Annotated in this window: 18 protein-coding genes; 7 read left to right on the forward strand and 11 right to left on the reverse strand. The window is 40.3% G+C overall.

Annotation, left to right across the window (positions count from 1 at the left end):
• Window positions 1-31 precede the first annotated feature (31 nt).
• The 11 genes from AC04QZ_RS07565 to AC04QZ_RS07615 all read right to left on the reverse strand — a co-directional run bounded on the left by AC04QZ_RS07565 (window position 32) and on the right by AC04QZ_RS07615 (window position 11,802).
• Window positions 32-1,714, reverse strand: coding sequence for a RagB/SusD family nutrient uptake outer membrane protein (locus AC04QZ_RS07565; protein ID WP_478357249.1), 1,683 nt, complete (start codon window positions 1,712-1,714; stop codon window positions 32-34).
• A gap of 5 nt (window positions 1,715-1,719) precedes the next feature.
• On the reverse strand, window positions 1,720-5,052 hold the full coding sequence (locus AC04QZ_RS07570; RefSeq protein WP_478357250.1) for a TonB-dependent receptor: 3,333 nt from the start codon (window positions 5,050-5,052) through the stop codon (window positions 1,720-1,722).
• Between the two features lie 224 nt (window positions 5,053-5,276).
• Entirely contained in the window at window positions 5,277-6,422 is a 1,146-nt protein-coding gene (locus tag AC04QZ_RS07575) for a FecR family protein (RefSeq protein ID WP_478357251.1), read from the reverse strand.
• 162 nt (window positions 6,423-6,584) lie between these two features.
• On the reverse strand, window positions 6,585-7,175 hold the full coding sequence (locus AC04QZ_RS07580; RefSeq protein ID WP_086547200.1) for an RNA polymerase sigma factor: 591 nt from the start codon (window positions 7,173-7,175) through the stop codon (window positions 6,585-6,587).
• A gap of 277 nt (window positions 7,176-7,452) precedes the next feature.
• Window positions 7,453-8,511, reverse strand: coding sequence for an NAD(P)H-dependent flavin oxidoreductase (locus AC04QZ_RS07585; protein ID WP_478357252.1), 1,059 nt, complete (start codon window positions 8,509-8,511; stop codon window positions 7,453-7,455).
• Between the two features lies 1 nt (window position 8,512).
• Window positions 8,513-8,893 (reverse strand): nuclear transport factor 2 family protein, encoded by a 381-nt coding sequence (locus tag AC04QZ_RS07590; RefSeq protein WP_086547202.1) that lies wholly within the window; start codon window positions 8,891-8,893, stop codon window positions 8,513-8,515.
• A 74-nt stretch (window positions 8,894-8,967) separates the two neighbouring features.
• Window positions 8,968-9,714 carry an SDR family NAD(P)-dependent oxidoreductase gene (locus AC04QZ_RS07595; protein WP_478357253.1) on the reverse strand — a complete coding sequence of 249 codons (747 nt, stop codon included), beginning with the start codon at window positions 9,712-9,714 and terminating at the stop codon, window positions 8,968-8,970.
• A gap of 8 nt (window positions 9,715-9,722) precedes the next feature.
• A complete protein-coding gene (locus AC04QZ_RS07600; protein ID WP_478357254.1) occupies window positions 9,723-9,941 on the reverse strand; it encodes a tautomerase family protein in 219 nt (72 codons plus the stop codon).
• A 10-nt stretch (window positions 9,942-9,951) separates the two neighbouring features.
• Entirely contained in the window at window positions 9,952-10,488 is a 537-nt protein-coding gene (locus AC04QZ_RS07605; RefSeq protein WP_478357255.1) for a YceI family protein, read from the reverse strand.
• A 92-nt stretch (window positions 10,489-10,580) separates the two neighbouring features.
• The gene (locus AC04QZ_RS07610; protein WP_086547206.1) at window positions 10,581-11,159 is read right to left on the reverse strand and encodes a Crp/Fnr family transcriptional regulator; all 579 of its coding nucleotides are present in this window, start codon (window positions 11,157-11,159) and stop codon (window positions 10,581-10,583) included.
• Window positions 11,160-11,334: 175 nt separating this feature from the next.
• Complete coding sequence (locus tag AC04QZ_RS07615; protein ID WP_086547207.1) at window positions 11,335-11,802, reverse strand: Lrp/AsnC family transcriptional regulator; 468 nt, start codon at window positions 11,800-11,802, stop codon at window positions 11,335-11,337.
• Window positions 11,803-12,002: 200 nt separating this feature from the next.
• Between AC04QZ_RS07615 and AC04QZ_RS07620 the strand changes: the two genes are divergently transcribed.
• The 7 genes from AC04QZ_RS07620 (at window position 12,003) to AC04QZ_RS07650 (ending at window position 25,299) form a co-directional block, all read left to right on the forward strand.
• Window positions 12,003-13,049 (forward strand): PLP-dependent cysteine synthase family protein, encoded by a 1,047-nt coding sequence (locus tag AC04QZ_RS07620; RefSeq protein WP_478357256.1) that lies wholly within the window; start codon window positions 12,003-12,005, stop codon window positions 13,047-13,049.
• A gap of 26 nt (window positions 13,050-13,075) precedes the next feature.
• On the forward strand, window positions 13,076-13,525 hold the full coding sequence (locus tag AC04QZ_RS07625) for a protein-disulfide reductase DsbD domain-containing protein (protein ID WP_478357258.1): 450 nt from the start codon (window positions 13,076-13,078) through the stop codon (window positions 13,523-13,525).
• A 14-nt stretch (window positions 13,526-13,539) separates the two neighbouring features.
• Window positions 13,540-15,186 (forward strand): protein-disulfide reductase DsbD family protein, encoded by a 1,647-nt coding sequence (locus AC04QZ_RS07630; RefSeq protein WP_478357259.1) that lies wholly within the window; start codon window positions 13,540-13,542, stop codon window positions 15,184-15,186.
• Between the two features lie 510 nt (window positions 15,187-15,696).
• Complete coding sequence (locus AC04QZ_RS07635; RefSeq protein ID WP_478357261.1) at window positions 15,697-18,903, forward strand: SusC/RagA family TonB-linked outer membrane protein; 3,207 nt, start codon at window positions 15,697-15,699, stop codon at window positions 18,901-18,903.
• 21 nt (window positions 18,904-18,924) lie between these two features.
• Window positions 18,925-20,922 (forward strand): RagB/SusD family nutrient uptake outer membrane protein, encoded by a 1,998-nt coding sequence (locus AC04QZ_RS07640; RefSeq protein WP_478357262.1) that lies wholly within the window; start codon window positions 18,925-18,927, stop codon window positions 20,920-20,922.
• A 402-nt stretch (window positions 20,923-21,324) separates the two neighbouring features.
• Window positions 21,325-22,326, forward strand: coding sequence for a family 43 glycosylhydrolase (locus AC04QZ_RS07645; protein WP_478357263.1), 1,002 nt, complete (start codon window positions 21,325-21,327; stop codon window positions 22,324-22,326).
• Window positions 22,327-22,335: 9 nt separating this feature from the next.
• On the forward strand, window positions 22,336-25,299 hold the full coding sequence (locus AC04QZ_RS07650) for a DUF4982 domain-containing protein (protein WP_478357264.1): 2,964 nt from the start codon (window positions 22,336-22,338) through the stop codon (window positions 25,297-25,299).

Consider the following 25,299-nt stretch of genomic DNA (forward strand, 5'->3'; position numbering starts at 1 on the left):
TATTCATTCTTATTTATTCATGTGTGTTGTTTTAGTAACCTTTAGCTGTTTGCGGGGCTTTTAAATTTGTATTTCTGTCTAAAGCCGCTTGCGGGTAAGGCATTAACATAAATTTAGGGTTCCAATTACGCTCCTGAACAATTACATTAGCAATATCTTTAGGGGTTTTCATTACATCAGCTGCAATGTTCCAGCGTCTGATATCGAAATACCGTTGTCCTTCTCCTGCCAATTCTATTCTGCGTTCGTTACGGATAACTTCTCTCAGTTTTTCTTTGGTGTTGTTAACTGTTTGATTTATTGGTGGCATGCCTGCACGATCGCGTACATCATCTAAAGCAGCAAAAATAGTTGCATCCGGACCACTTACTTCATTTTTAGCTTCAGCATAGGCCAATAGTATTTCAGCGTACCTAATAATGCTATAATCCTGAGGGGCATCAAATTCTAAACCACTTACCAACGACTGCGGATCTAAATATTTTTTAAAAGTATAACCTGTATAGCTTTCACCTCCACCAGGGCCCGACCAGGTAAAGACATAACCATCTTTATATTCATTCCAGGTAGCCCCAGGAAATAATACACTTGCATACAGTCGGGTATCTCGGTTTTTAAACTCATTAATGTAGTTGGCTGACGGTGTTTTATTAATGTTAAAATCGATTGCCCTTTGCTCTGGTGTAGGTGGTGTAAAAACAGTACCATCAGCTTTCCAATACGCATCTACTAAAGCTTGAATAGGCGTAATCGAAGCCCAACCACCCATATTTGGAGTAGCCAGTAAAGTTCTCAATCCGTTACCGTAAGGAGCATAACTCTGATTTTCCTGAATATTCTGCGATACGAGGATTGCTTCTTTATTACCTTCATTAGCTGTCCAGAACTGTTGTTGATAACTTGCCAAACCTTTATAAAATTTTTGTTTAGCAGCATCATCAGCAAAAGTAACCAGTGTACCGTAATCATCTTTTGTATCGTTAGCGGTTAAAGCTGTTTTTCTAAAAAGCTGATAACCTGCTGCCATTACCTTTTGGGCACTTGCTACAGCATCATCATATTTGCCATATTCTAATTGAATACGTGTTAAGATAGCCCAGGCTGCGCCATTGGTGATACGGCCAGTTTGATTTGGGGCGCCACCGGCATAACTGGCAGGTAAATCGGCTGCAACAGCTTTAATCTCATCAATAGCAAATTGAATGACAGTTGCAGCAGGCGTTGGTGCTACGGCCGTTTCTTCAGGATCGGTGTATGCTGTTTTTAACAAAGGTACCGGTCCGAAATAATGTGCGAGTTCGTAATAAGTAAAAGCCCTTAAAACCCTGGCTTCGGCAATGAAACGTTTTCTTAATGTTTCATCCATTGTCGCTTTACCTATGTTATCTAAAAAATAGTTATAGCGGCGTATATAAATGTAGCGGCCATTATACCCGGCATCTAAGGTGGCATCAATGCTGCCGGCAGATACCCGGGTTGCATTACTTTCCCAGGGATATTGACAATAAGCATTATCGGCAGCTCCATCATCATAAGCATAATTAAAAGCATTGGCTAAATAACCGTAACATCCGTTTAAAGCCAGCTGCACATCATTTTGTGATTTCCAAAAAGTACCGGCAGAAAGTTTATCCTGCGGAACAAAATCTATCGACTTTTTACAGCTTCCTAAAACGATAAAAGCGAAAAGTGATATATATATAAATTTTTTCATGGTTTTTATAGAGTTAAATTTAAGCCAACAGAGAATGTTTTTAAAGACGGATATGCTGATCTTTGTGAAGGCGCTTCAGGATCAAAATCTTTCAACCTTTTATCACCACGGATGGTAAAAGGATTATTACTCGATGCATAAATTCTTAATCCTTTAATTTTGGCTTTATCCAGTATGTTTTGAGGAATGGTATAACCTAAAGTAATTGCCTTTACCCTAAAGTACGAAGCATCGAATAACCAGAAGCTAGACAAGCCAAAGTTCTGGGTATCGTTGGTTACCCTTGGATATGCTGCATTTGGATCAGGGTTACTTACTGTCCATCTGTCTAAAACGTAATTTTTAACACCTGCGCCATTAAAAAAGGCTTGAGAAGCTTCAGCTTCCAAATAAACTTTTACATTGCTTACGCCCTGGGTTAAGATATTGAAATCGAAACCTTTATAATTGGCAGATAGATTTAAACCATAGGTAAAGTAAGGCACATCATTACCATTAATTACCCTATCGTTACCATCTATTACGCCGTTACCATCCTGGTCTTTATATCGGATATCACCAGGTTTTGGGTTATTGGCTTGTTTAGCGTGACTATTGATATCGGCCTGGTTAACAAATAAACTTTCAGCCTCCCACATATAAAATGAACCTACCGGTTGGCCAATGCGGTTAATATAATAACCATTTGGAGCAGTTTCGTTTGCACCCCCTAAATCGGTTACTTTATTCCATATTTTACTCACGTTACCACCTATCGAATAGCCAAAATCATTTATTTTTCCGTTGTAATTTAACGAAAGCTCAAACCCGTTATTTTTAACTTCGCCTAAATTTACCGATGGGGATTGTTTTTCGGTTCCGGTATCGTCTAAACCCGCTTCAGCCGGAATATTTGGATCTGGTAATAATATATCTTTAGTAATGCGGCTAAATACATCGAGCTGCAAGGTTAACGATTTAAATAAGGTTGCATCTAAACCGGCATTATAGGTAGTTAGCTTTTCCCAGCTCAATAACGGGTTTGCCAGTTTACCCGGTGCTACCCCATCTTGTTTCGATTGATCCAAGATTACTGTAGTAGCAGCATTTAAGCCATCATAAAAATCATAATTACCTACGTTGTTAATGTTACCCAATTTACCTGCCGATAAACGTATTTTTAATTCATTAACAGCAGTAAGATTTTTCATAAAATCTTCCTGCGATATCCGCCAGGCTACTGACGCTGATGGATACCAAGCCGCACGGTGGCCAGGTGCAAATCTTGATGAAGCATCGTTTCTCGCACTCGCTTCAAACAAATATTTATCAGCATATGCATAATTTAAACGTGCAAAAACAGATGCCAATGCGCTTTCTCCTGAGTTTCCACTTGCTGTTGTGTTTGCCGGAAGCGTAGAACCGGCATCAATAGCACTTAAATCATTATTCGGAAAACCTTTTCGTACTACATTTATGTTTCTATTCTGTGCTTTTTCGTAAGAAGCACCAGTCAAAACTTTAAAATAATGTTTGTCTATATTTTTTTCATAACTGGCAGTAGCCTGGGATAATAAACTGGAGGTATTTTCCCATCTTTCAGTTAACTGATTGGTTAATACAGCTGTGCTACCCAAAGGTTTTTTGGTAATGAATCCTGTAACTGGATCTATGGTATTGATAAAAGAACTGTTGAAATAATTATAGGTGTTATAAGAAAACAAACCCGAGATATCTAAACCTTTAACAGGCGTGTAAGTTCCATTTAAATTACCGATAAAACGATTGGTGTTGTAGTTGGTTCTACCACCATCTTGTAATAAACGTAACGGATTTTGGCCAGCTATGGTCGCATTTTCTTTCCCCGCAGTTACACTGCCCCACTCACCATTACTTTGTTTGGCTACAGATAGCGGAATAGATCTGCCAACACCAGTAAAACCTATTTCTAAATTATCATTATTATAACCATCTCTGATAAATGACAAATTACTTCCAATCTTAAATTTATCACTAATTTGGGTTTCCGTATTGGCTCTTAATGAGTAGCGTTTTAAATCTTTCCCTGGGATTAAAGAGTTTTGGCCAAAATAGGTACCACTTAAATAATACTTGGTTTTATCACCTCCAGATACACTGATCTGATGTTCCATCATCGGTGCACTTTTACGTAAAATTAAGGCATACCAATCGGTATTGGGATAAAGATCTGGATTGGATTGGCTTTGTATAGCTTGTAAAGCTGCTGCATCGTACAGCGGTGTTCGACCTAAATTGGTTTCTGCTTCGTTACGCAAAATGGCATAATTATAAGCATCGGTATAATCTGGCAAATAAGTGGCCGATTGTCTGCCATAGTAAGCATTATAACTAATCGTTGGTGTACCATTTCCTTTTTTAGTGGTCACCAAAATTACACCATTTGCAGCCCTTGCTCCGTATATTGAAGATGCAGAAGCATCTTTTAACACCGAAATTCCTGCCACATCATTAGGGTTGATACGGGCAAAATCACCTTGAGTAACAACCACACCATCAACTACAAATAAAGGAGATGATGAACCTAAATTCGCACGTCCCCTTACATTGATGCTACCTAAGTCGTTCCCCAAATCGCCGGGAGCTGATTTAATGGCCACACCTGGCACAACACCTTGCAAAGCATTGGTTAAAGAAGTTACCGGTCTGTTAACAAGCGTTTTGGTGTTTACGGTATTAACCGCACCTGATAGATTAACCTTTTTCTGTGTACCATAGGCCACTACCACGACATCAGTTAATTCATTGGCTTGAGGCACCATCGTTACTTTTACCGTTGCCGAAGCTTTTACCTCTTTGGTTTGGTAACCTAAATAAGAAATAACCAAAGTGGCATCATCTGCTACCCCTGTCAATTTAAAGTTTCCGGCTTCATCACTCATTGTGCCCTGTTCTTTGCCTTTCACTTTAATGCTGGCGCCAGGTATGCCTTTGCCTATTTCATCTAAAATAGTTCCGATTACATCTATTACCTTATACACAGGTGTACTTTGTTCTAGATTAAAGCTCGGCGCAATGTTTAATGGGCGCTCTTTAATTACAATGGTATTGGCCTGTATAGAATAAGTTAAAGGCTGATTTTTAAAACATTGGTTTAAGACTTCAGCCAGGGGCATATCTTTTACATCAATGCTTACCGTGTTTGCTTTTTTTAAGTCGCTCTGGATAAAAAACACATAATAGCCACTTTGATTTTTTATTGCTTTAAGCACTTTTTGTAATGACGCGTTTTTTTCGTTAAGCGTAATGTTCTTTTGCGCAAAACTGCCCGCATTAACGTGTAAAAAGGCTACAAAAAGCAATAATATGGTTAGCTTCATAGATAACAGAATTTTATTCTTTATACAGCTTTTACCGTATAAATTAAAATCGTAAATTTTCATACATTTGTTAGGTTTTAGGTTAAGTTAAATGCTTATAGCAGTTGCTATTACATTTACAATGTTTTAACTATTTGGTTATTGTTGGAACAATTTTTTAATCTAAAGCTTTAAACGGGTTTCGATTGCACTCGAAATCCGTTTTTCAGATTAAAACTTAATATTTACTTTAAAATTTTAATCCTCCTTCCTTCTATTTTAAATTTAAACTTATCTGTTGATTCTAATATTTTCAAGGTTTCCTGCAGGTTATTGTGTTTAGAAAACGATCCTCCGAAATAAATTCCATCAAAATCGCCAACGTACTCAATATCAACATCGTACCACCTGGCCAGTTTTTGCATTGCTGCTTTAATGTCTTCGTTATTGAACATGAAAAAGCCATTTTTCCAGGCGATATATTCTTCTACATCCACATTGCTCACCTTGAAACCCGTCTTTTCAAAAACGGCCTGCTGTCCTGGTTTTAATAAACCTGTAGCCAGTGGACTAAAGTTTTTAACCGCTACACCACCTTCTACCAGGGTTGTTTTAACTTCTGCATCGTCTGCATAGGCACTTACATTAAAGTGTGTACCCAATACACTTATTTCTTGTTTTGCTGTTTTAAGTTTAAAAGGCTTGTTTTTATTTTTAGCTACTTCAAAATAGCCTTCGCCGCTAAGCTCTACCATTCTGTACTTACCCAAAAATGTGGTCGGATATTTTAATGATGACAGCGCATTTAACCAAACTTTAGTTCCATCGGGAAGGGTAACCTGATACTGGCCGCCAGCCGGTGTGCTGATGGTGTTAAAACCCGGTTTAGCTGAGCCTGATTTATTTTCTAAAATGGTATAAATTAATTGACCGTCGGCTGTTTTGGTAATTTGGATCCCCTCCTGTTTAGCTATTGTACCGTTTACCGCCTGATCTAAATTGATTTTAGTTCCATCAGCAAGTGTTAAAAAGGCTTTGTTACCTCCAGGTTTGATTAAGCTGGCTGATGTATTTATTTTTTTAACATTATTACGTTCACTCAAAAGAAACCAGCCAAATCCTAAAACGGCAATGAATGATGCGGCAACAGCTAAGCGATAAAAATACCGGTTAGGACGTTTTATCTCTTGCTGATCTATCTGTTGATTAATTTTATTAAAAATCTTTTCGCCCACTTCAGTCTGCTCCTCTTCATCAATCTGTTTCTCACCAGTCAAACTTTTTAGGTCCAATTGATTATTGTACCAGGATTCTAACTTCAGACGTTCTTCCTCACTGGCTGTACCGGCTACATATTTTTCTGTTAATCTTATTAATTCTGCTTTTTTCAATCGTTTCTGGTTTGGTGTATGTACCTAAAACGGGTAACATCCCCCAAAAGAAATTTCACATTTTAGATAACAAGCTATATAACAGCAAATTAAAATTAAACAAAGTTAAGTAATGGTAAACAATTGGATTGAAATTATTTCGACTATAAGCTGAGTGTTGACTTATTTCCCCCAAATGCCGGCCAGTAAGAGGATGGCCCAAAATAAGAATTCGCCCATATCGGTGCGCAGGCGGCGTAATGCAATGGTAATCTGGTTTTCTACCGTTTTTGGTGAAATGTTTAAGCGGTCGGCAATTTCTTTTACACTAAGGTGTTCTTTTCTGCTCAGGATAAAAATTTCTTTACATTTCTGCGGTAACTGCTCAATACTCTCATCTAAGCGTTGTGCAATTTCTTTTTCGGCAAAGGTATTTTCAGCATTGTGCGGACTTACCAGAAGTTCGGTATCATGAAGTAAATCGGTGCGTAATTTCCCGTCTCTGATGGCCTTAAATACCTGAAAACGAACTGAAGTAAACAGATAATTATTCAGGTTATCGACTGAAGTATGTGCACGTTTTAACCAAAGGCTCACAAATATTTCTTGTATAATATCTTCAGAGGCCTCTTTATTGCGCAAAATATGATAGGCTGATAAATATAACTTGCTCCAGTACCTGTTGTAGATTTTTTCGAACGCAGACCGGTCATTGCTTTGCATATCGCTAACAAGCAAACTATCAGGCCATAGTTGAAAATTATCAGGTTTCATTAGGGATAAGGAATATCTTTGCAAAACTAAGCAAAAAAATAACGGCTCAATTTACATATTTTTCGCAATGTAGCATAAAAGTTGCCTTACTGAAGAGACAAAATAAGGAAATGAGGGAAGAAACAGTTATCAGTTTGCAGTTATCAGTTTGCAGTTCTCAGTTTATAGTTCTCAGTTTCCAATGAACTAATGACCAATGCCCAATGAACTAATGAACCAATGACCAATAAACTAATGAACCAATGACCAATGAACAAATGAACCAATGACTAACGAACTACCCCATCTCCCTAATCAACGCTCCCATTAATTCTCTTGCAGAAGTATATTTTAAGTTTACCGCGTTTTGTCCCGACCAGAAATTGTACATATCTTTTTTTCCCTGTTCAATAGAAGCGGCTCTTAACGGCCCCATTAACCGCGTTTGCAAGGGAAAGGGCAATACCTCAGTTTCATAGTTAATGGCGGTGGATATCCGGTTAGCAATCATCCGGCCCATTCTCCCGGTTAATGATTTAGAAAGTACTGTGTTTTTTGATTCTTCCGAAAAAAGTTTTGCCTTGTGCATGGGCGTGGCATTAGATTCGTCGGTTACTAAAAAGGCGGTACCAATTTGAACCGCATCTGCACCAAGGTTTAGTGCTGCACGCATCCCCTTACTATCAGCAATACCGCCTGCAGCAATTATAGGTGTTTTTGTTTTCGCCTTTACCTGCTGGATTAATGAAAAAGTTCCTGTTAATGATTCATCAGCTGGTTTAAGAAATGAAGGACGATGTCCGCCTGCTTCAAATCCCGTTGCTACAATGGCATCAACTTGGGCTTCTTCCAATGCCAAAGCCTCATCTAATGTGGTTGCCGCACCAACTGTTTTAATGCCTAATTTTCGCGCTTCGTTTAATATTTCTTTTGAAGGTATGCCGAAAATAAAACTAAATACAGCAGGTTTCAGCTCAAAAACGGTTTCTACCTGTCTCAAAAATTTCGAAGGGATATAGGTATCCAGATCAGGCATCGGGATGCCCAATTCATCAAAAAAAGGTTTAAATAATCTTTTAACTTTTTCTATTTTTTCTGATGGATAACTAAGCAAACGTTCATCGACATCATTTACCCATAAGTTAATGTTGTATGGTTTATCTGTTTTTGTTTTGATGAGCTGATCACTTTCGATAATTTCTTCAGGACTTAAGGTATAAGCGCCGAGGCTGCCCAAACCACCAGCGTTTGATACAGCCGCTAAAAGCTCGGGGGTCGAAAATCCACCGCCCATTGGACCCAATAAAATGGGATATTCGATCTTTAAAAGTTCGGTTATTTTAGTTCTATTCCACATCCTAATAAATTTTTACGTTGGTTAATAATTTATTCACAATCACCCATCCCCGATCAGTTAGATTTAATGATAAAAGATCGTAATAATTAAAATCAAAAATAGGCAGATGAACTTTGGCAATTGCAATAGAATTGATAATTTCTATCGACAATATTTCCATACGGAATGTTTCATTAAGCTCCTGCGGACTTTTACGGCTAGCAACCCCTTCTAAATATTCATCAAGCGTTTTAAAATATGGAAGGCCATTTACATCACCAGCCAATATAGACTGCGGGTGAAATATTTTCCTGAGCAGTGCGGTATCTCCATTAAAAACTCCCTTAAAATAAGATGACAGTACCTCTGCTATTGCATTTGCGTTTTCGGTGTAATTGTTCATGATTTTAATTGTTAAGGTATGCTCGGGCTGATTCTTTTCCTTTGCATACCTGGTTATTGCTTTAAATTTTATTCTTAACCCATATGATGGCCCGCTAGATGACCTCCATCCAGATTGATGATTTCGCCGGTTACGAAATTACTTTCTGCCAGGTACAGGGCGAGCTGAGCAACATCCTGCGTTTCGCCAATGCGGTTCAGCAAATGTAAACCAGCAAGGTCATCGGCATTACTAATGCCATTTTTCTCCTGTAACGGGCTTCTGATAATGCCTGGTGCGATGCCATTTACGCGGATATTATTTTTACCAAATTCGGCAGCCAGTTGTTTGGTCAAAGCATGGATGCCCCCTTTACTCGAAATCGGTGCTGTTGCCGGAAAGCCTCCAATGGCATGATCTACCAATACAGTTCCGATGTTAATGATGGAGCCCCCATCCTGTTTTAACATTTGGGCTATAGCGGCTTGGCTGGTAAAGAAAGTGCCCTTCAAATTGATATTCAAAAAGCTATCTAAATGCGCTTCGTCTACTTCCAGAAATGCTTTTGGTTCAAAAATACCGGCATTGTTTACCAGCACATCTACAGTACCAAAACGCGCTACCGCAGTTTCTACCAATAGTTGACCAGTAGTAGCTTTACTGATATCGCCAGCTACCATGGCCAATTGATGCTGCGACCCTAATTCGTTGAAAGCCTTAATTAAATTGCTTTCATTAGCCGAATTAATTACCACATTGTGTCCTTGTTTTAAAAATAAAGCTGCAATGGCACGACCAATACCTGTTGATGCACCTGTTATGATGATGGTTAGTGTTTTCATGATGTTGATTATTTCCTGTTTGCTGTTATCCCTTTTTCGCGTAACACCGATACCTGTTCGCCTGCATAGCCCCAATCATCCAGTTCGATTTCTTGAATTACGATATGCGTAAGTTTTGGATCTTTATCCAATACCTCACTAATCAGTTTGGTGATCCCACTAATTAAAGTCTGTTTTTGTTCGCGTGTAACGCCTTCGCGGGTTACTTCTATTTTTACGTATGGCATGGCTGTTCGATTAAATAGTTAATGATGCGGTTAATTTTACGTCGAGCTCAAATTCATTATAGATCAGGTTATCGCCAAGGTTGGTGAAAAAGTTACCTGATCTGAATTTCATGTTGTACTTCGTACGATCAATAAAGATTTTACCAGAAGCGGTTAACGTATTTCCATTAGTAACAACATCTGCTGCAAAAATTACTGCATGCGTAATGCCTTTAATGGTTAAATCGCCGGTAATTACCGTATTATCTTCATTGGTTTGATCAACGGCTGTGATCATAAATGTGGCTTCCGGGAATTGATCAGTGGCAAAAAAATCTTCAGAGAATAAATGTCCGGCGAACTGTGCGTTGGTGGCAGGGTCGGTCACATCTAATATGACGATGGAAGTGGTATCGATGATAAAGTTCCCATTGCTGAGTTTACCATCGTTTAAAGTTAGTGCACCCGATTTAATGGCTATAGTTCCATTATGTGCTCCGGTTACTTTTTTACCGGTCCAGTTGATGCTGCTTTGAGCGCTTACAATTTCAAATTTTGTAGTTTCCATTTCTTTGTTTATCAATCGTTAGTGATTTGACAACACAAAGTAAAGGAGGAAATTTACGGGACTTAGGTGATCTACATCACATTCTGCAAGCCTTATTTGTGTGCGTTGTAAAGCCTGCTCAGGGTCTCTCTAGAGACACCTAAATACGCTGCAATTAAATGTTTGGGTACGAGATTATAGAGTTGAGGATACATGGTGAGAAGTTCTTCGTAACGGGCTTTGGTATCGTTATTCATAAAAGATAACAGCCTTTTTTGCGAAGCCAGATAACCCCTGTTTGTTCTCCAGCGGAAAAAATGTTCAGCCTGATGGATTTCGCTACAGACTTTTTCGCGGTTATCGTTAGATAGGCATAATACCTCCGCATCGCTAATACAATCTACGCTGATGGTTGCACGGGTATGATTATACAGGGCGCCATAATCTGAAGTCCACCAGGTAGGCATGGCAAACTGCAGGATATACATCTTGATTTCATCGTTGATAAAAAATGCTTTCAAACAACCCGAAACCACAAAATATTCGTGATCTACCTTATCTCCCTCGCTAATGATGGCCTGCCCTTTTTTAAAAGACCGCAGCGTGAAATGGGAAAACAAATAGTCGAACTGCTCGTCGGTTAATGTAGCGGTTTTTGAAATATGCGCTTTCAGTATTTCTTTGGGATCCATGGCTGGAAATAAAGGTAAGAATTATTGGGATTAGTCGGGAGTCCGAAGTCCGGAGTCGGGAGTCGGGAGTCTATGAGACCATAACCAGTTAACCGATTTACACAATTAACCGATTAACCCCTAACTAATGACTAATGAACCAATGAACTAATGACCAATGAATCAAAAACCAACCCTACAAAGGATAAGCCGTTTCGCTTTTAGGCTCTGAGAGGACAAAATAACTTTGAACGGTGGTAATATTGGGCAGTGTTGCCAATTTGTTCCGTAAGAATTCATGGTAATCATCCATATCTTTTGTGGCAATACGAAGAATGAAATCATGTGCGCCGGTCATCTGCAAACATTCCATTACCTCACCAAACTTAGAAACTTCAGTTTCAAATTCGATCAGGGTTTTAGCGGTATGCTCTTTCAGTAATACATGCGAAAAGGCAATCAGATTTCTGTTGATTTTTTTCCGGTCAAGAATCGCTACAATTCTTTTAATGTAGCCCTGCTCCTTTAATCTTCTGATGCGTTCGTGAATGGTAGCGATAGATTTATGCAGCTTCAATGATACTTCTTTATTGGTTAAAGCGGCATCATGTTGCAGCAATTTTAATATTTCTACATCAACCTGGTCTAAATCTCCGTGTGTCATCTAGGTGAATAAATTGAAAAAAGATATAATGGATGTTAAAAAAATCAGCTCAAACTGAAATAAAAATGAAATAATGATCAAAAAAGCAGAAATTTTCTGTAAAAAACAACATGTATTGACATAAAAAATTATAATACTGAGTTTTACCGAAATAAAAAAACGATCAAAATAAGCATTGCTATCCGATCTAATCAACAGCCATGACCACATTAACAAGAAATAAAATGACTTCTGCTATGGAAGGAAAATTTGAACATTTATCACTTCTGGTTGGTAATACCCCTATGCTCGAACTCACCTACACTTATCGGGCTAGCCTGGGCAAAATTTATGTTAAATGCGAACATTACAACCTAACGGGTAGTATTAAAGACCGGATGGCACTTTACACCTTAAAAAAAGCTTATGCCGAAGGTAAAATTAAAGCTGGAGACCGGATTGTTGAGGCAACCAGTGGAAATACCGGGATTGCTTTTGCTGCCATAGGTAAGGCTTTAGGGCATCCGGTTACCATCATTATGCCAAACTGGTTAAGTAAGGAGCGCATGGACATTATTAAAAGTTTAGGCGCAGAAATTATTCTGGTGAGCAAAGAAGAAGGTGGTTTTATCGGTAGCATTAAACTTGCAGAAAAGATGGCCGCAAACGATCCAAATATTTTCCTGCCTAAGCAGTTCGAGAATATTGCCAATCCGGAAGCACACGAACATACCACGGGTAAGGAAATCTGGGAGCAGTTACGACTGAAAAACCTTTCACCTGATGCATTCGTTGCCGGAGTAGGTACCGGAGGAACCATTATGGGCGTAGGGAATTTCTTAAGAAAACAAAATGCAGATATTAAAATACATCCATTAGAACCCGCCGAATCGCCAACCTTAACTACTGGTTACAAAGTGGGCAGCCACAGGATCCAGGGCATTTCGGATGAATTTATCCCCGAAATTGTCAAACTGAACGAATTGGATGAAGTGCTGCAGGTAAACGATGGCGATGCCATCCTGATGGCACAAAAACTCGCCGAAAAACTGGGACTGGCCGTTGGCATATCTTCAGGTGCAAATGTAATCGGGGCGATCAAACAACAGCAAAAAATGGGTGCAGACAGCTGTGTAGTGACCATCTTTTCTGACAGTAATAAAAAATATTTAAGTACCGATTTAATGAAGGTAGAACCTGTTAAAGCCGGATACCTCACACCTGAAGTCGACTTTATCGATTACCAGGCCTTTAGCAGATTACATTAATAACAAATAAACCAATAAACCACAACATGAAAAAAATCACCTTTTTATTATGTGCGATATGTCTAATCAGCATCAGCGCATACAGCCAGATTTTAAAACCCGTAACCTGGAGTTACGCCGCAAAAAGAACAAGCCCTACTACGGCCACTCTATTTATAAAAGCTACCGTAGACCAGGGCTGGCACCTCTATTCGCAATTTGTTAAAGATGGTGGCCCGGTTAAAACAACCTTTACCTTTCCATCATCGGGTACTTATAGCTTAGTTGGGAACACAACCGAACCAAAAGCAGTTACCAAGTACGAATCTACCTTTAAAATGGATGTAAGCTATTTCGAAAAATCGGTAATATTCCAGCAAAAGGTCAAGTTAAAAGGCAAAACCGCGACGGTTAAAGGTAGCGTCGAGTTCATGGTATGCGATGACAAACAATGTTTGCCACCAGAACAGGTAGATTTTAGTATTCCTGTAAAATAAGTTTGGCAGCGCATATGATATCCTTAAAAAAAATCTGTCTCGGCTTGCTGTTAGGTTGTGCAATATCCTTAAGTGGATATGCACAAGACAGCACCAGCACCGATGACTTAACTTTTACAGAGATTAAACCTGAAACAGCTGACAGCACAGTTAAAACGGTCGATTCTAATCTGAAAACAACCATTAGTACACCTGCAACTGTTCAAAAAACTATTGCTCCACAAAAAGAAGAACACAAAACCCTGTGGGGAATTTTTATTGCAGGTTTTGTTGGCGGTTTAGCCGCCCTGTTAATGCCCTGTATTTTCCCCATGCTGCCCTTAACCGTAAGTTTCTTTACCAAAGGATCAGAAAAAGGAAGGGCTTTTCGGCGTGCAGCACTTTATGGCTTTTTCATCATCCTCATTTATGTGGTGCTTGGCCTTTTGGTAACGGTAATCTTTGGTGCCGATGCCCTGAACAGCTTGTCTACGAATGGTATATTCAATTTCTTTTTCTTCTTACTGCTGGTTGTTTTTGCGGCCTCATTTTTAGGCGCATTCGAAATTACCCTTCCCTCTTCCTGGGTGAATAAAATGGACGCCAATTCGGATAAAGGAGGCCTTGCAGGATTATTTTTCATGGCAGGAACATTGGCCCTGGTATCTTTCTCCTGTACTGGCCCCATCATTGGCACCTTACTGGTACAGGCAGCAACTACCGGAGCTTTGTTGGGCCCGGCCATAGGCATGTTTGGCTTCTCTTTGGCACTCGCTATTCCTTTTGCTTTATTTGCGTTATTTCCATCGGCCATGAACAAATTACCCAAATCAGGCGGCTGGTTAAATAGTGTAAAAGTGGTATTGGGTTTTCTGGAGCTCGCCTTTGCGCTAAAATTTTTAAGCAATGTAGATCTTGCCTACCATTGGGAATGGTTTGACCGCGAAATATTCTTAAGCCTCTGGATCGTCATTTTTGGGATGATGGGTATCTATCTTTTGGGCAAACTGAAGTTTTCGCATGATAGTCCGCTGGCATTTATCTCCGTACCGAGGCTTTTTCTGGCCACCATAGTCTTGGCTTTTACCATATACCTTATCCCAGGCATGTGGGGTGCACCTTTACGTAGCGTATCGGCATTCCTGCCACCACAGGAAACACAGGATTTCGATCTGTATACGGCCAGCTTATTAACCGGAAAACAAACCACAAACGACGGTCCACATAAATACGCAGATAAATTTCATGCGCCGTTAAAGCTCAACGCCTATTTCGATTATAATGAAGGTTTGGCCGCAGCAAAAAAATTAAATAAACCTGTTTTAATCGATTTTACCGGGCGTGCCTGTGTAAACTGCAGAAAAATGGAAGCCAATGTTTGGCCCGACAAAGAGGTATATAAAATGATCAACGATGATTATGTACTGATCCAGTTATATGTGGATGATAAATCGGAACTGGCCCCGGATGATGTAGTGATTAGCCCGGAGGGAAGAAAGCTCAATACGATTGGCAAAAAATGGAGCGATCTGCAGGCCAGAAAATTCCAGTCCAATTCACAGCCTTTTTATGTACTGCTCGATCCTAAAACGGAAACCCTACTGGCCCAGCCACAGGGTGCAGATTTCGAAGTAGCCAATTATAAAAAATTCTTATCAAGCGGATTAAACGCTTTTCAATAAACAGGTCGGGTAGCGTTAAACCGCCAGCGTTGATTTAATTTTAGTTAATGACTCAGAGGCAGTGCCGGATGGCCTGTCTTTGTTTTTTAACGATTTTCTCCGGTTCAACAGACCGAACACACTGCTCTTTACATCCTTCTTTATCTTTTATTTCGCAGATCAGATCGATCCTACAGGATAGAGCAGGACGGATTACCCAAATAAAAGTTCTAATCTCGTATAACCAAGTATAATCAATACCTATATGAGCAAGAAAAATTACACCACTAAAATGCAATCGTTTGCATCAAATCACCTCTATATGGCTTTCTTAAAGCCGTAAGACAAATCAAAAGAAAAGCAATCATAGCCAAAACATTAAAAACTAGCTCATTTTTCATCGTACAACCAGGTCATGCATCCAGAAAACAATGGATTAATTGCCTAACCATATGCCCTCAAAACAGATAGCACATACATCTAATATGCTATTTGGCCAACTAACCAAATATTTACAAAACCAATAAAATTATGGATCTTAATTTTTATCCAGAAAAACTTAAGCAACGAAAAGGCTTTTCACACCAGAAAATCCTGCTTACGGGTATGTCTGTGTGCTGCCTGCTGTGTGTGGTGAGCACTGCAAATGCAGCTGCCAGTTATCGAAAAGCAGCACTTTCAACGGTAACCACAAACAGCTCAATAAGCAAACGAGACGTGGCCTTGAAAGGAAAGATTGTTGACGAAAAAGGTGAAACCTTAGTTGGTGTGAGCATCCGACTGAAGGGCACTACGCTGGTGGCCTCTACCGATGCCAACGGTGCTTTTTCCATTACTATTCCATCAACGGTGAGCAACCCGGTTTTGGTGGTTTCGTATATCGGTTACACCACACAGGAAATACCCGTTGAAGGAAAAACAACGATTAGCATTCAATTAAAGAGTTCGACAAATGACCTCGAAGAAGTTGTAGTCGTGGGATATAATACGGTAAAGAAAAGTGATTTAACCGGAGCCGTTGTAAGTGTTGGCGCTAAAGAAATCAGATCGAGGCCTGTAACCAATGCCTTACAAGCCATGCAGGGCAAAGCGGCAGGTGTAGATATTACCTCTAATGAACGCCCTGGCCAGGTTGGAGATATTAAAATCCGTGGCCTTAGGTCATTAAAAGCCAGTAACTCGCCTTTGTTCGTGGTAGATGGTATTCCGCTGCAAGCTGGTGGGATCGATGCCATTAACCCTAACGACATCGAAAATATCGACATTTTAAAGGATGCCTCCGCAACGGCCATTTATGGATCGAGAGGTGCCAATGGCGTTGTACTGGTAACCACCAAAAAAGGTAAAACCGGAAGGTTAACCATGGACTATGTGGGTACGGCAACCATCGAAACGTTAAACGACAGGATGGAAATGATGAATTCGGCACAATATATCGAGTTTCGCCGCGATGCATTTAGGGCATTACCAGCCAGTGATACCAGGAAATATCCAACTGTAGCGACTTTGGCGAAAGACAGAGAAATTTTCGCCGGAGACCCTTACGTACTCGAGAACATCGAAAAGGGTTGGGCAAATGGTGCTTATGATGGCAGTTTGGTACCGACTACCGATTGGGGCGATCTGGTTACCCGAACCGGAATTACCCAGGATCATGTATTAAGTGTAAGTGGTGGTACCGAAAAAATGAAAGCATATGGATCATTCGGCTACCTGAACCAAACCGGCACACAGCTGGGTCAGGATTTTGAAAGATATAGTGGTAAATTAAGTGTAGAAATTAATTCGGTAAAATGGTTTAAAATGGGACTTAACGTCACCACAACCTATAGCCTGCAAAACTATGGTTTCGTTGCAGCCAGTGCTTCGGGTGCTGGAAATATTTATGCGGCTGCAAGGGGTATGCTTCCTATGGCTATCCCTTACGATCCGAGCGGCAATAGAATTAACCTGCCGGGAGGTGATATCAATATTCAGAATCCAATTCTCGAGGCCGATTACAACATTAATCTTCGTAAAACCCTAAGGGCATTAGGTTCGGCTTTTGCTGAAGTAAACATTTTAAAAGGATTAAAATACCGGATCAATTTTGGCCCTGATTTTTCTAATTTCTATAACGGAAAATACCAGGATGCAAAATCGGTAAACCGCGATGCAGGCATACCGGGTTCGGTGAACAATTATGCACAGTTAAACCAGAGCAATAAGTTTGCCTATACCCTCGATCATTTATTGTATTACGACAAAACCATTAACAAACACAGTTTTGGAGTAACCTTATTGCAGAGTTCTTCGCTGTTTCAAGATGAATCTTCATCCCTAACCGGAAGTAAAATAAATTTGATTGCCCCACTCTGGTATGGATTAAGGGCAGGAAGTATTACCGCACTGGATGGATTTGATACTGATTTTAGAAAATCAACGCTTGAATCGTACATGGCCAGGGTAAACTATAGTTTTGATAGTAAATACCTCTTAACCGCATCGTTACGTTCGGATGGGGCATCGCAGTTAGCGGAAGGCAATAAGTGGGATTTTTTCCCATCAGCAGCCCTGGCTTGGCGCATGGATCAGGAAGATTTTATGAAAAACATTAAATGGGTAAGCCAATTGAAACTAAGGCTTGGCATGGGTAGCACCGGTAACTCATCCGTAGATATTGGTAGTACACTGGGTCTTTTGCAACCGTTAACCTATACGTTTGGCAGTGCTGCACAGATTGGTTATGTGGCATCAGATGCTTCTTTGGCAAACCCAATTTCATTTCCAAACAAATTGTTAAGCTGGGAAAAAACCCAACAATATAATTTAGGTCTCGATTTCGACCTGCTGCAAGGAAGAATAAGCGGTTCATTAGATCTTTATAAATCTAAAACCACCGATTTAATTTTACTCAAAAAAATCAATATCATAAACGGCTATCCTACCTCTTATGATAACATTGGCTCAACTAAAAATAAAGGCCTCGATTTAACTTTAAATACGGTTAACGTTCGAACAAAAGATTTTAGCTGGGAATCTACGCTGAATTTTTCGACCAGCAGAGACGAGATTGTTAAACTAAATGGTGGCGACATGGTTGCCGATCTTTTCTTTATCGGAAACGGGATCAGTGTAGCATACGATTATGTTAAAGATGGCATTTGGCAAGATACACCTGATGATTTAAAAGAAATAGCCCTATTTAATGCCAATGGAACCAGTTTTAAACCAGGAAGCATTAAAATAAGGGATTTAAATAACGACCATAAAATTGATGCCAACAGCGACCGTCAGGTATTAGGCCGTTATACACCAAGCTGGAGCGGTGGTATTACCAACACGTTTAACTACAAAGGTTTCGATTTATCTGTTTTTATTATTGCCAGATATAATTTCCTGATCGCAACGGGCGCCGAATCATTACAGGGCCGTTTTGCACAACGTGTATTAGATTACTGGACACCTACCAACCCAACCAACGATTATCCTGCACCTAATTATGGTAGTGCAGCGGGCGATCAGTTTAAAAGTTCGATGAACTACCAGGACGGTTCTTTTATCAAGGTTAGAAATATATCATTGGGCTATAATTTTGCCGACAACATCACCAAAAAATTAACACTATCCAGATTACGGGTTTATGCCCAGATGGTTAATCCGGGTTTAATTTATTCCAAAATTAAATGGATCGATCCGGATTTGGGTGGTTCTACTTTTAACAGAGGTGTGGTATTTGGCATTAACGCAAGTTTCTAACAAAGTGTAAAAATATTGATTATGAAAAAGATTATAAATATAATATCAGGAGTGGCTTTGTTAGGAAGCTTAATGGTGTTTCCCACTTCCTGTAAAAAAAGTTTCCTGGATGAAGAAGTGATTAACTCGCGCAATACATCCGATTTTCAAAAAACAGAAGGATTAGATGGCCTGGTTATAGGTATGTACCAAAGTTTAAAATTCCATTTTAATTATACCTGGGCTTACACCAGCACCAATTATGGGGTTGATGAGTTTACCGTAGGTGGCGACAGAACCGAGCAAATGTGGAACTCCTATGATGGAACCTTAAATTCGCTAAATGTAGATGTGCAGGCTGTTTTTGACAACATGTACACCAATATTAATTCGGCCAATATTGTGATTAAAAATGTACCTATTTATTATACCGGGGCCAATAAAAATATCCGCCTGGGAGAAGGTTATTTTATGCGTGCCTTCGATTATTTTAAACTGGTTAAACAATATGGAGGTGTGCCTCTACAGCTCGAATCATTAGAAACGATCAAAGAAGATTTTACACGTAATTCGGCTAAAGAAGTGTATGAGCAGGTCATTCAGGATTTTACACAAGCCTATAACCTGCTCCCAACTGTTCCTGCAGAAAGAGGAAGAATTACCAAATGGGCAGCAGCTCACTTTCTGGCGAAGGCTTATCTGTTCCGGGCAAGTGAAATGAACAACGACTGGAATGGCGATACCAAAACAGCCGATCTGCAAAATGCGATTAAATATGCTGATTTAGTAATTGGCAGCGGCCAGCATAGCCTGGCCACCAACTATAGCGATCTTTGGAACTTCACCACAGTTGATGGTGCAAACGAAACCAACCGGGAAGTTATCCTGGCTGCCCAGTTTTCGAACAACACCGCAACCCAGGGAAGATATGGTAACCAAATACATTTGTATTATCCATCCATTTATCAAACCCTTCCCGGAATGATACGCGATATAGCAGGCGGACGCGAATTTCAACGCATGAGATCGACAGATTATGCTTTGGATGTTTTTGACCGTGTGAATGACTCGAGATTCTGGAAAAGCTTCAAAACACGTTATGTATCCAATAATGCAGCCAGTATCCCAAAATGGGTTAAAGGCAGTGCACCTACTCCAGCCCAGGAAGGGCAACCAAAATTTGCATTGGGCGAAGAGGCTGTTTTATATATTGTAAACAATGCCGGCGATACCCGATATACACCAATAGTTGATAAGGCCGATCCTGCTTTACCAACCGACCTGGCCCGCCGCAAACCATCTATGTTTGTAAGGTATTTTGCCGGCCAACCACAAAGTTACTTAAATGCCCATGGCAATTACGGTGTGAACCAGTATGTGGCCTTATCTAAATTTATGGATGGTTCCAGAAACCTTGTTGCCTCACAGTTCGGACAGCGTGACGGAATTCTGGCACGCCTTGCCGAAACCTATTTAATTGCCGCAGAAGCTTACGGACGATTAGGTCAATATGCTCAGGCCATTCCTTACCTAAATACGGTTCGCGATCGCGCTGCCTATAAAGACGGAGAAGACCGTTCTTCTTACGTTGATGGTGGAATTGCTTATAAAACCAATCCTGCGGTTACTTCTGCAATTGTTTCCTATTCAGACAAAAACACTTATTTCGAATCGAACAATATTCCGGTAACCACCACCAATACATTATCTTCGATGCATTTAAATAGTGAGGCTGATATTTTTAACTCCAGCAAAGATTTTTATGATAAAGTTGGTGCAAGCTCGAATGCAGATAAATTCAAAGCCTTTATCTTGGATGAACGCTCCAGAGAATTGATGGGCGAGTTGATGAGATGGGAAGACCTGGCCCGCACCAAAACATTAGTGGCACGTACCGCTGCATTTAACCTGGAAGCTAAACCGCTTGAAGGCAAACATTACCTGCGCCCTATCCCTCAAAGTTTCTTGGATGTACTTAAAATTGGTGGCGAGCCTTTAACTGCGGATCAAAAACAGGCGATGCAAAACCCTGGCTGGTAGTCAGTTTAGGCTATAAAAAAGGTTGCATTATAAATATAGTTTTGTCATCCTGAACTTGTCGAAAGGACTTGTTTTAAACACTTTTGATTGTTTCGACAGGGCCCAACATGACAGCATCTGATGAGAAATTAACTTATAATGCAACCTTTACCCCCTCCCTCTACTTCGTATTGTATTTGTTACTGCTCAATATCAATCACGAAATCATAATTTCAAACGTTTGAAAAGCATTTAAAGCCACTTACCTATGTTCTGGCCATTTTCTACAGGATAGAGCAGGATGGCCCTCTCAATTTTAAACGCTAAACTCGTTTAAACTATTTAACCAAATATTTCCTTTTTATTAATGGTGTTTCATTTCGCTATGGAATAGAAGAAGTCCATTTAATTACGAATTCAGAGATGAAGAAAATCTTGCTTGCCTGTTTGATGTTATTTTCGATATACGCCTTTGGCCAAAAAAGCAATAAAGGACAAGCCGTTCCCAAACCGTTGTACAGTGATCCTGTTTATGATGGCGCTGCCGATCCGGTGGTGATCTGGAATAAAGGAGAAAAAAAATGGTTTATGTTTTATACCAACCGCAGGGCGAACGAAAAAAATTTAGATGGGGTAAGCTGGGTGCATGGTACAAGGATTGGCATTGCCGAATCGAAAGATGGTGTAATATGGAAATACCGCGACACCTGCGATATTCAATACCGGTTAACCGATTATACCCATTGGGCGCCTGAAGTAATCGAAAATAAAGGGATATACCACATGTATTTAACCTATGTACCCGGCGTTTTTAAAGATTGGCGTCATCCAAGGTACATGGTTCACCTGACCAGCAAAAACCTCATCAACTGGAAATTCGAATCTAAATTAAAGCTTGCTTCCGACCACTGTATTGATGCCTGTGTGTTTAAACTGCCTGATAATAAAGGCTGGCGCATGTATTATAATAATGAAATGGCAGGCAAATCGATCTATTATGCCGATAGTAAAGATTTGTACCATTGGGAGGATAGCGGCAAAAAACTGATTGGCGATAAAGGTTGTGAAGGTCCAAAAGTATTTTATTGGAAAAACACTTATTGGATGGTGGTCGACAACTGGAACGGCCTTGGCCTGTATTCTTCAACCGATCTCATCAGCTGGAAACACCAGCCTAAAAATATTTTACAGGAACCCGGAAAAGGAACCGATGATGGTGTAATGGGTGGTCATGCTGATGTGGTGGTGAACGGAGATAAAGCTTATATTTACTATTTTACCCATCCAGGCCGAACACCTGAAAATAAAGGCGTTGACAACGCAACAACGAGAAGAAGTGTAATTCAACTGGCCGAATTGGAATACCTGAATAGCGAAATCAGCTGCAACCGTGACAAACCCTTATCTATTCAATTAAAACCCTAACCAAATATAATGAAGCGCATTTACCTTTTCTTAATGGTTGCCCTACTGCCTGTTGTTGCTTTGGCACAGCAACCCGCGACGCAAAGAAAAACCTACAATTTTAACCCTGGATGGAAACTGTATGTCGGCGATTTACCTGGTGCAGAAAGTAGCGATTTTGACGACAAAACATGGAAAGCCATTACCCTACCCTATGCCTGGAACGAAGATGAGGCCTTTAAAAAATCGATAGAAGATTTATCAACGGGTATTGCCTGGTACCGCAAGCATTTTACCATTTCAGAAAGCAATGCAAAAAACAAAGTATTCCTCGAATTCGAAGGCATCAGGCAGGCCGGTGAATTTTATCTGAACGGAAAGTTTATTGGTCGGCATGAAAATGGCGTAATGGCTTTCGGGTTTGACATTAGCGCTTTAATCAATCAAAACAAAGAAAATGTAATTGCAGTTAGGATCGATAATGCCTGGAACTACAGAGAAAAGGCGACCAATTCTGGCTATCAATGGAACGATAAAAATTTTAATGCCAATTATGGCGGGATATCGAAAAACGTACGCCTGCATGTAACAGGACAGGTATACCAAACACTCCCGCTTTATTCGACCTTAAAAACCACTGGCAACTATTGCTACGCGAAGGATTTTAATATTAAAGGTAAATCGGCGGTGATTGTTTCCGAATCGCAGGTCAAAAATGAAAGTGCAACAGATCAAAAACTGGTTTACGAGGTAGAATTAAAAGACCTTGATGGGAAAATTGTTAAAACTTTTAAATCTGCAGAAACCCTTATCAAAGCGGGCGATACGTTAACCTTAAAAGCACAGGCATTGGTAAACGACTTAAATTTCTGGAGTTGGGGTTATGGTTATCTGTACACCGTTACCTCCAGGTTAAAATCGGCAGATCGTGTTATCGACGAGGTTAAAACCAAAACCGGCTTTAGAAAAACAGCATTTAAAAACGGGATGGTTTACCTAAACGACCGGGTATTGATGATGAAGGGTTATGCCCAGCGCAGCAGTAATGAGTGGCCGGCAATTGGCTTATCGGTACCACCATGGCTAAGCGATTATAGCAATCAATTAATGGTAGAAAGCAATGCCAATTTGGTGCGCTGGATGCACATAACGCCCTGGAAACAGGATATCGAATCATGCGATCGTGTTGGTTTGATCCAGGCGATGCCTGCCGGAGATTCGGAAAAAGATGTAACCGGGACCCGTTGGGATCAGCGGAAAACAGTAATGACAGATGCCATTATTTACAACCGCAACAACCCGAGTATCGTTTTTTATGAATGTGGAAACGAATCGATCAGTGCAGCGCACATGCAGGAAATGAAAGACATCAGAAATCTGTATGATCCAAACGGCGGCAGGGCCATCGGGTCGAGAGAAATGCTCGATATCCCTGAAGCGGAATATGGAGGCGAAATGTTGTACATCAATAAAAGTGCAACTAAACCCGTATGGTCTATGGAATATTCAAGAGATGAAGCCCTGCGAAAATATTGGGATGAATTCTCCCCTCCTTTTCACGTAAACGGCGCTGGTCCTAAATATAAAGATGCCGATGCCAGTGATTATAACCGCAACCAGGATTCGTTTGCGATTGAAGATGTAATCCGCTGGAACGAATATTATGAAGAGCGCCCGGGAACAGGAACCCGGGTAAGTTCGGGTGGCGTAAACATCATATTCTCCGATTCGAATACCCACCACCGTGGAGAAGAAAATTACCGCAGAAGCGGCGAAGTGGATGCCATGCGCATTCCTAAAGATGCTTTTTTCGCACACCAGGTCATGTGGGATGGCTGGGTCGATGCTAAAAAAACAGGCATCCACTTAATAGGGCACTGGAACTACAAAACTGGTGTCAAAAAGAATGTATATGTGGTGGCAAGTGGCGACAAGGTCGAATTAATTTTAAACAATAAATCGCTTGGTTTTGGTGAAAAAAGTAATGGTTTTCTGTTCACTTTTAAAAACATTAATTATCAGGCAGGAACAATCAAAGCCATCTCTTATTCTTTGGCCGGGAAAAAACTGGCAGAAACCCAGTTAAAAACAGCAGGTCAAGCTGTTGCTTTAAAACTCACCACAATAAAAAATCCAAGCGGTTTTAAAGCTGATGGAGCCGATGTGGTATTGGTACAGGTTGAAGTAGTCGATCAGAATGGAAACCGTTGTCCTACCGCTTCAAACATGGTCAACTTCAGCTTAAATGGCCCTGCCGAATGGCGTGGTGGTTTGGCACAGGGACCTGATAACTATATTTTGGCTAAAGACCTGCCAGTTGAAAATGGCATAAACAGAGTGCTCATCAGATCGACAACTACAGCCGGAAAAATTAATCTGACGGCAAAGGCCGAAGGCTTACAAACGGCAAACCTTTCTTTTGAAACTTTACCTGTTAAATCGGCTAACGGATTATCCGCTCAACTGCCAGGTGATGGTTTGAAGCCAAACTTAAGCAAAGGTGCAACACCTCTTGATCCATCATACACTGTTTCGCGGAAATCGATCAAAATTATTGCTACCGAAGCTGGTGCGAATAACGATAAAGCCAGTTTAAGCTTCGATGATAATGAATTGAGCGACTGGGTAAACGATGGAAAAATTGCCACCGCATGGATCAAATATACTTTAGCAAAAGAAGGTACCGTATCAGCCGTCTCCTTAAAGCTGAATGGTTTCAGAACCAAAATTTATCCATTAAAGATCTTAGTTGACGGAAAAGTGGTTTTCGAAGGCAATAGCAAACCAAGTTTGGGTTATTTTACAGCTAATTGTAAAGCAACGAAAGGAAAAACAGTGACCATACAATTAGTGGGCTCCGGAAAAGAGAAAGAAAATTCGAATGTTGGCGTAGAGGTAAACGGCAAGAAGCTGGATGATGGTGTTGAACGTGCAGAAACCAAATTAAAAGGTGGATTAAGCATTATTGAAGCTGAGGTTTATGAGCAGCCTTAG

It is taken from the genome of Pedobacter folensis, from assembly GCF_056490665.1.